The organism is Pseudomonas sp. P5_B2 (assembly GCF_056400445.1).
The window spans coordinates 1-5,716 of record NZ_JBFULH010000272.1 but is presented as its reverse complement, the minus strand read 5'-3'; the positions used below and the strand labels follow the sequence as shown (position 1 = coordinate 5,716).

General features: G+C 60.5%; 6 protein-coding genes. All 6 read right to left on the bottom strand.

The window, feature by feature from the left end; all coding sequences use genetic code 11:
• Positions 1 to 68: 68 nt before the first annotated feature.
• Entirely contained in the window at positions 69 to 1,079 is a 1,011-nt protein-coding gene (astE, locus tag AC1DRJ_RS18080; RefSeq protein ID WP_477803362.1) for a succinylglutamate desuccinylase, read from the bottom strand.
• A 12-nt stretch (positions 1,080 to 1,091) separates the two neighbouring features.
• Positions 1,092 to 1,379, bottom strand: a complete 288-nt coding sequence (locus AC1DRJ_RS18075) for a topoisomerase II (protein ID WP_150806678.1) — start codon at positions 1,377 to 1,379, stop codon at positions 1,092 to 1,094.
• Positions 1,380 to 1,404: 25 nt separating this feature from the next.
• A complete protein-coding gene (gene astB, locus AC1DRJ_RS18070; RefSeq protein WP_477803364.1) occupies positions 1,405 to 2,751 on the bottom strand; it encodes an N-succinylarginine dihydrolase in 1,347 nt (448 codons plus the stop codon).
• Positions 2,752 to 2,914: 163 nt separating this feature from the next.
• Complete coding sequence (gene astD, locus AC1DRJ_RS18065; protein WP_477803363.1) at positions 2,915 to 4,384, bottom strand: succinylglutamate-semialdehyde dehydrogenase; 1,470 nt, start codon at positions 4,382 to 4,384, stop codon at positions 2,915 to 2,917.
• Positions 4,381 to 5,406: an arginine N-succinyltransferase gene (gene astA, locus AC1DRJ_RS18060; RefSeq protein WP_477803361.1), complete on the bottom strand. Its 1,026-nt coding sequence runs from the start codon at positions 5,404 to 5,406 to the stop codon at positions 4,381 to 4,383. Before astA ends, astD begins: the two co-directional genes overlap by 4 nt.
• Before the next feature lie 84 nt (positions 5,407 to 5,490).
• On the bottom strand, positions 5,491 to 5,716 hold a 226-nt coding region (locus AC1DRJ_RS18055; protein WP_477803360.1), incomplete at its 5' end, for an arginine N-succinyltransferase.

Sequence of the window (5,716 nt, the reverse complement as noted above, 5' to 3'; positions counted from 1 at the left end):
GAATGACACACCGTATTCGCGAGCAAGCCCGCTCCCACATTAGCCCTGTGGCTCGTCAGAGATTGGCGTCAGGCGAGGTTTTCGTCGGTGGCTGGCACGACCAGGAGGCCGGCACGCAAGCCGTTCTTCACCTTGGGGTTCGGGAAGATAATCCGGGCGCCCTCTTCTTCGATGATCCAGCGGGTGTTGGCGATATCTTCCGCCAACAGGTAACCCACATCCAGCTCAGAAAAGTTCTCGATGTCCGCCGGAAGGTTCAAGCGGAAGCTATCGCTGTGCTTGATGATTTCCCGCGCCACGCTGTACAGCTGCAAACCGTCCAGAGCCGATTCGGTCAGTTCCGGTTCGGTACCTTCGATGATCTGTTTCAGGCGGGTTTCCAGCAGGGAAACATTAACCCCGGCGTTCTGCCCGAACGGCCGCGCCTTGCCCAATTCAAGGGTGAAAGACTCGGCGCCCAGTTTATCGTAGGTGTAGGAACTGAAGACGATGGATGGCTTGTTCTGCAACAGCACCGCCTCCATGCCGGCAGCACGCAGGCGTGCCAGCTCTTTACGCGAATGCTGGCGACCTTCCTTCCAGGGGTACAAGGCGAACTGCTCGATTTTCGAGCCGCGAATCGCGGTGTGCAGATCATAGTGAAGACGCTGGCGATCCGGCAGGCTGAAGAAAACCGCCGCCAGCCGCTCCAGCTCACAAGCACGCAAGGCTTCTGAGCCGCTGCTCTGTTCGTGACGGCCATTGAACAGCCGATTGACGTCCTGTTCGATGAAGCGCTCGCCTTTACGGATCGCGTCAGGGTTACCGAACAGAAACAGAATTCGTGCGCGTGGCTTCAAGTCGCCACGAGCGATGTCATGCAACAGGCGATCAAGCAATTCGATCGGCGCTGTTTCGTTGCCGTGGATACCGGCCGACAGCAGCAGGTCCAGGCCATTGTCACGGGCTTCAGGTGGCCGGACTTCCAGCGCACCTTCGCTCAACCAGCGCATCCGCACGCCTTCGACAGTCAGTTGAGTCTTCTCCGCCGGTTCACGGCCGGCGAGGGTCAGTTCAAGCAGTTTGCCGAGGGCGAGCATAGAGCGGTTTCCTTAGTGGTCGTGTGCGCAATCCGGGCCATGCACGTGGTCTTCGTCACCGACTTCAGCCGGTTCCATTTCCAGTTGCAGACTTACCAGATTAGTCGCCAATGGGCGCAGCAGCAGGTTTGCGTATTCAGCGTCGCCTTCTTCAACGTCCACACCGATCAGCAGCTGGCCGCGGCCATCGTGCTGGATCCACAGCTCTTTGCCTTGCCACATGACCGCGACGCGGGTGCAGGTAGTTTCCAGTTGCGTGCCATCGGTGTCTTCAAGGATCAGCTGCAGGGTATCGCTCATGGTTTTACGCTCTCGTTTGAGACTTTCAATTGATCTGGAATGGATAAACCGCGCCCAGTTTAAGGATTTGCGTCAGTTCATCCAGTGCCGTCCGGCACTCAAGCAGCAATTGCGGGTCCGCAAGATCGTTTTCGGTCATGCGGTCGCGGTAGTGCTTGTCGACCCATTCGGTCAACGTGCCGTACAACGGTGCCGTCATGATAACCCCTGGGTTCACCGCTGCCAGTTCGGTTTCGTTCAGTGCGACGCGCAGTCGCAGGCAAGCCGGGCCACCGCCGTTCTGCATGCTCTGCTTCAGATCGAACACTTTCACTTCGCGGATCAGGCCGCCGGAGCTGGTCAAACCTTGCAGGTACTGCCAGACACGCTCGTTGCCATGGCACTCTTCCGGCACGATCAACAGCATCGAACCGTCAGGACGCGACAGCAGTTGGCTATTGAACAGGTAGGAACGAACGGCGTCTTCAACGGTTACCGCTGAACGCGGTACGCAGACTGACTGGAATTTCCCGCCGACTTTGGCGAGTTTGCTTTGCAGCTCGGCAAGCATGTGCTCGGTGTCGAGGAAGGCGTCCTCGTGATAGAACAACACCTCACCATTACCCACGGCGATCACGTCGTTGTGGAATACGCCCTGATCGATCACCGACGGATTTTGCTGTGCGTAGACCACGCCGTCTTCGCTCAGGCCGTGCAAGCGGACAACGGCCTGGGAGGCCTCCAATGTCTGGCGCGCCGGGTATTTCTGCGGTGCCGGATAACGGGTGTCAAAAGCGCTACGACCGAATACGAAGAACTCGACGCCCGCTTCACCGTATTCACGGCAGAAACGGGTATGGTTGGCGGCACCTTCGYCACCGAACTGCGCCACAGCCGGCAAGGCCGCGTGGTGCGCAAAGTGCTGCTGATCGGCGAACATCGCGCCCAGCACGCGGCTGGTGGTCGGGTGTTCAATGCTGCGGTGGTATTTGCAGTTGAGGTTGGCGGCGGTGAAATGCACGCGGCCATCCGCGGTGTCGGCACTCGGGCTGACCGTGGCGGCGTTGGCCACCCACATGCTCGACGCCGAGCAACTGGCGACCAGCAACGGCATTGCTTCTTTGGCAGCGCGTTCGATTACTTGAGCATCGGTGCCGCTGAAACCCAAACGGCGCAGAGCGGCCACGTCCGGACGCTCTTGGGGCGCCAGCACTCCTTGTTGAAAGCCCATTTCCGTCAGCGCTTTCATTTTCGCCAGACCTTGCAGCGCAGCTTCCTTCGGGTTCGAAGACTGCTGGCTGTTGCTCTGGGAAGCGACGTTGCCGTAGGACAAACCGCCGTAGTTATGGGTCGGCCCCACTAGACCGTCAAAATTGACTTCATAGGATTTCATCATCGAGGCTCCACGAGAATCTGTTGTTATAGGCTTCAAGTAACAATTCAGTAAGACCGAGGCGCGGCCATCGCCAGCAGGCTGGCTCCCACAGTGATTGCGTCGAACACAATATGTGTGAACACCACCGAACCTGTGGGAGCCAGCCTGCTGGCGATGGGCATCACGCCATTTTCACGCCAGGCGTGAGAGCCGCAGGCAAAGTCAGGCTCGGGGTTTCCAGCGAGGCCACCGGGTACGCGCAGTAATCTGCGGCGTAGTAGGCGCTGGCGCGATGGTTGCCCGAGGCGCCGACACCACCGAACGGCGCGCTGCTCGCAGCACCGGTCAATTGCTTGTTCCAGTTGACGATACCCGCGCGGCTTTCCAGCCAGAACTGCTGGTAACGCGCTTCGGAATCCGACAGCAGACCGGCCGCCAGGCCATAGTCGGTGTCGTTGGCTTCGGTGATCGCCGCTTCAAAATCAGCGTAGCGGATCACTTGCAGCAACGGGCCGAACAGCTCTTCGTCTGGACGATCAGCCACGGCCGTCACATCCACAATACCTGGAGTCAGCAACGCGGCCTGAGCCTGAGGCTGAGTCATTTCCAGCAAGGCCACTGCACCATTGGCCAGCAAGTGTTCTTGCGCATCCATCAACGCTTTCGCTGCGCCAAGGGAGATGACCGACCCCATGAACGGTGCCGGTTGCTGATCAAACGCACCGACTTCAATCGTTGCACACACCGCCACCAGACGCGCCAGCAGCGTGTCGCCCCAGGCGCCCTGCGGCACCAGCAAACGGCGTGCACAGGTGCAACGCTGTCCGGCAGAAATAAACGCCGACTGAATGATGGTGTAAACGGCAGCATCGAGGTCCGCCACTTCGTCGACCACCAGCGGGTTGTTGCCGCCCATCTCCAGCGCAAGGATCTTGTCTGGACGACCGGCGAATTGCTGATGCAAGTGGTTGCCCGTGCGGCTGGAACCGGTGAAGAACAAACCGTCGATGCCCGGGTTCGCCGCCAGGGCGATACCGGTTTCGCGAGCGCCTTGCAGCAGGTTCAACACGCCCGCAGGCAGACCGGCTTCGATCCAGCATTTAACCGTCAGCTCGGCGACTTTCGGGGTCAGCTCGCTCGGCTTGAACAACACGCTGTTACCGGCCAGCAACGCTGGCACGATGTGACCGTTCGGCAAGTGGCCTGGGAAATTGTAAGGGCCGAACACCGCCACCACGCCATGCGGCTTGTGGCGCAGCACTGCGGTAGCGTCGCCCAGAGGGCCGCTCTTCTCGCCAGTACGTTCGCGGTAGCTCTGCACGGAAATCGCGATCTTGTTGACCATGCTGGTCACTTCAGTCGCCGATTCCCACAGCGGTTTGCCGGTTTCTTCACCGATGCAGTGTGCCAGTTCGTCAGCCTTGTTTTTCAGTGCAGCGGCAAAGGCCTCAAGCACGGTAATGCGCTCGTCCAGCGTACGCCGGGCCCAGCCCGGGAATGCCTGACGCGCGGCTTGCACGGCGGACTCAACCTGAGCAGCCGTGGCGCCTGTGCCGGACCACAACACTTGCTGGGTCACCGGGTTCAGCGACTGGAAGGCTTCGCCCTGGCCGGCCAGCCATTCACCTGCGATGTATAGCGAATTCATTATTTCGACTCCCGGGCAGCAGACAACGCAACGGCGCGCACTTGATCGCCAGCGTTGAGTTGAAGGCGTTTGGCGGTCAGCGGATCAACCACCAGCGTGCCGGCGGCAAGGCGTGCTGGCGCGGCAGTGATCCGGCAGTCTTCGCGCTTGCGGTTGTGGATCAGGAACGGCGTCGCGTCGTCACCTGGCGTGCCGATGGCCAATACCAGTGCCYCGCTGTCACGTACTGCGCGGATCTTGCCGGTTTCGCATTCGACGGCCGGGCCGGCGTCGAAAATGTYGACGTAGCCCTGGTAGCTGAAACCTTCGCTCTTGAGCATGGCCAGCGCCGGTTCGGTGTCCGGGTGAACCTGGCCGATGACGTTGCGCGCGTCTGGCGACAAGAAACAGGTGTACAGCGGAAACTTCGGCATCAGTTCGGCGATGAACGCCTTATTGCCCACGCCCGTCAGGTAGTCGGCCTGGCTGAACTCCATCTTGAAGAAATGACGGCCCAGACTTTCCCAGAACGGCGAACGCCCGGCTTCGTCGGAGACACCGCGCATCTCGGCGATGATCTTGTTGCCGAACAGTTGCGGAAACTCGGCAATGAACAGCATCCGCGCCTTCGCCAGCATGCGGCCATTGAGGCCGATGCGGTAATCGGCGTGCAGGAACAACGAGCACAATTCCGAGTTGCCGGTCAGGTCATTGGCCAGGAACAACGTCGGGATCTCGCGGTAGATGTTCAGCTCTTGCGAAGCGCTGACCGTCAGACCGACCCGGAAGTTGTACCAAGGCTCGCGCAGGCCGACCGCGCCGGCGATGGCGGAAATGCCCACCACACGACCATTATCGTCTTCGAGTACGAACAGGTAGTCCGCATCAGCGCGCCCGGCTTCGCCGCGAAAGGTCTTCTCGGCCCAGCCGACCCGATGGGCCAGACGCTCTTCGTTGGCCGGCAAAGTGGTCAGGCCGGTGCCGGTGCTGCGGGCCAGGTCGATCAGAGCGGGTAAATCGCTGCTGCGTACGGGACGAACGATCATGCTATCTCCTCAAACGGGCCGCTTGCGCCACCCGTGAAATTTCGCTGCTTTCCAGGTATTTCTCGCTGGAAATCCAAGCCGGCGTTAAACCGCCACCAGGCGCACGCTGGCACCTTCACCGACGCCCAAGGCTTCGGCCGCTTCCAGATCCAGGGTTACCGGCTTGCCCGGCGCGTAATCGAGCTCAAGCAACACGGCGCGGTAATCCTGCAACTGGGCATTGGCCACCAGGTACTGACGACCGGCACCTTTGACCGGCTCACCGATTTTCACCGGCACGAGGCGGCTCTGGGCGATGGCTCTGGGCGAT

Bases quoted from the DNA above. Each gene is read 5' to 3' on its own strand.
- astE (WP_477803362.1), bottom strand. From the start codon at position 1,079: ATGCTCGCCCTCGGCAAACTGCTTGAACTGACCCTCGCCGGCCGTGAA.
- AC1DRJ_RS18075 (WP_150806678.1), bottom strand. From the start codon at position 1,379: ATGAGCGATACCCTGCAGCTGATCCTTGAAGACACCGATGGCACGCAA.